The sequence below is a fragment of the Clostridia bacterium genome (assembly GCA_028698525.1).
Classification (GTDB): Bacteria; Bacillota; Clostridia; order JAQVDB01; family JAQVDB01; genus JAQVDB01.
In genome coordinates this window covers 1-1,622 of record JAQVDB010000116.1, presented here as the reverse complement: position 1 = coordinate 1,622, position 1,622 = coordinate 1, and the positions used below count along the sequence as shown (strand labels likewise).

The following is a 1,622-nucleotide window of genomic DNA, read 5'->3' as shown; positions in this document are numbered from 1 at the left end:
GTTCGATTTTATACATATTCTGCTACTATATCTCTAAAGCTTTCTATATCTTTTAGGTTGTTTTTTACTATATTATATACTGTTTGCCTATTTAATTTTACGTAATCGTGTACTAATATATTTCTAAATCCAGCCATATTGCATAAACTCTCTTTTAAACTATTACTTATCACTTTATTTTCAAATAAAATCTCAAATATTTCCCTATTACTGCCTGGCTTCCTATATCTCATATCAGCAATAATATGATTTGCAATGTCAATAACGCATTCTATGGCTAAATGTAAAAACCTCTCCGTTGAGCCATATATCATTTGGTTATTTAGATACTCGCTCTCGGAATATTTCCCTATCCCATGTAAAAATTTAATATATTCATCTAATTTACTTATTCTAGCTAATAGAACTTCTCTCTTAATCATAATCATACGCTCCTGCTTTTTTTGGATTTTATGGATTCTAACATTACATTATTATAATAGTCACTATAATATTTGAAATCGAAGTATTCCCTAATCACTAAAGATTCAAAAGAAATCCTATCATCACTGTCCTTGATAACAATGCCTTCCTGTACAACTTCATATTTCAATAGTACAGAATCTATATTCAAAAACACTACATCCACATCTTTTTTAAATATGGACTTACCTAATTCTATCATATTACCTCTCATAAACAGTTCTGACTCTTTATCATTATTTGATAAATCTGGCATAACAGCAATATCTATATCACTATTGTCAGTCTGTTCTCCCCTTGCATAGGAACCAAAGATATAAGCAAAATTAACCTTGCAAATCTTTTCTGCTTGTTCCAGAAATATATTGATCTTTCTTTTTAATAGGTTGTCCATGATCTCACCTGCTTTTTTATATTACTAGGGAATTGTAAAAAACTATACAATAGAACCGTCCTCTCATGTTGATTTACTTCAACTTTTTGCAATAATCTTGAATCCTCTTTACACTATCAATCAGTTCAGGAGTCAATTCCAAAACTTTTTCAAACATATTTTCAATGGCTGAAGGAATATACTCATGGGCAATATCATTTCTCAACCGACGTATATCCTTAAAGACTTCTGCCGAATCTATAAGCCCTCTTTTTTCTGCCCTATTGATACGATCGATCACACTTCCCGGCTTCTCTAATTCTAAAATATCGATTAATCTAAATATTTTTTGTATTATAATATCACTAGCTCTGGCAAAACGGCTGGTTAAAGCTTCAAATCTATCTAGTTCCTCAAAAGTATATCCTTCCTTTATACCAATGTCTTTACACTTATTGTAAGAATAGATAAGGACTTCATTGGCACTCTCTAAAAGCTTCAGTTCTTCTTGTAAAAGCATCTTTTCATCAACTGTCACAACAATATACCCTCCTTTAACGCAATTTTGGTAAAAGGATGACTGGTATCCTTTACAATGAGTATATCAATTTTTTGCTCTCCAATTTCATCCCATAAATCATACCGGATTTTAGATGCATCTTGCTGGGATAAAACTTCAGAGAATATTAACAAATCAATATCCCCGCCCTTTTTATCATCATACACTCTAGAACCAAAAAGATAAACCTTTGCGTCAGCATCTTTTTTACCTATGACCTCTTTAATG

The 1,622-nt window shown here is 31.3% G+C and carries 4 protein-coding genes; all 4 read right to left on the bottom strand.

The window, feature by feature from the left end:
* Positions 1-8: 8 nt before the first annotated feature.
* The 4 genes from PHP06_10845 to PHP06_10830 all read right to left on the bottom strand — a co-directional run bounded on the left by PHP06_10845 (position 9) and on the right by PHP06_10830 (position 1,621).
* A complete protein-coding gene (locus PHP06_10845; protein ID MDD3841037.1) occupies positions 9-422 on the bottom strand; it encodes a DUF86 domain-containing protein in 414 nt (137 codons plus the stop codon).
* Between the two features lie 2 nt (positions 423-424).
* Positions 425-856, bottom strand: coding sequence for a nucleotidyltransferase domain-containing protein (locus PHP06_10840; protein MDD3841036.1), 432 nt, complete (start codon positions 854-856; stop codon positions 425-427).
* A gap of 73 nt (positions 857-929) precedes the next feature.
* Positions 930-1,373, bottom strand: coding sequence for a hypothetical protein (locus PHP06_10835; protein ID MDD3841035.1), 444 nt, complete (start codon positions 1,371-1,373; stop codon positions 930-932).
* A complete protein-coding gene (locus PHP06_10830; GenBank protein MDD3841034.1) occupies positions 1,370-1,621 on the bottom strand; it encodes a nucleotidyltransferase domain-containing protein in 252 nt (83 codons plus the stop codon). Before PHP06_10830 ends, PHP06_10835 begins: the two co-directional genes overlap by 4 nt.
* Position 1,622 lies beyond the last annotated feature (1 nt).

Coding starts and splice junctions, on each gene's coding strand:
- PHP06_10840 (MDD3841036.1), bottom strand. CDS start 856: ATGGACAACCTATTAAAAAGAAAGATCAATATATTTCTGGAACAAGCA.
- PHP06_10845 (MDD3841037.1), bottom strand. CDS start 422: ATGATTAAGAGAGAAGTTCTATTAGCTAGAATAAGTAAATTAGATGAA.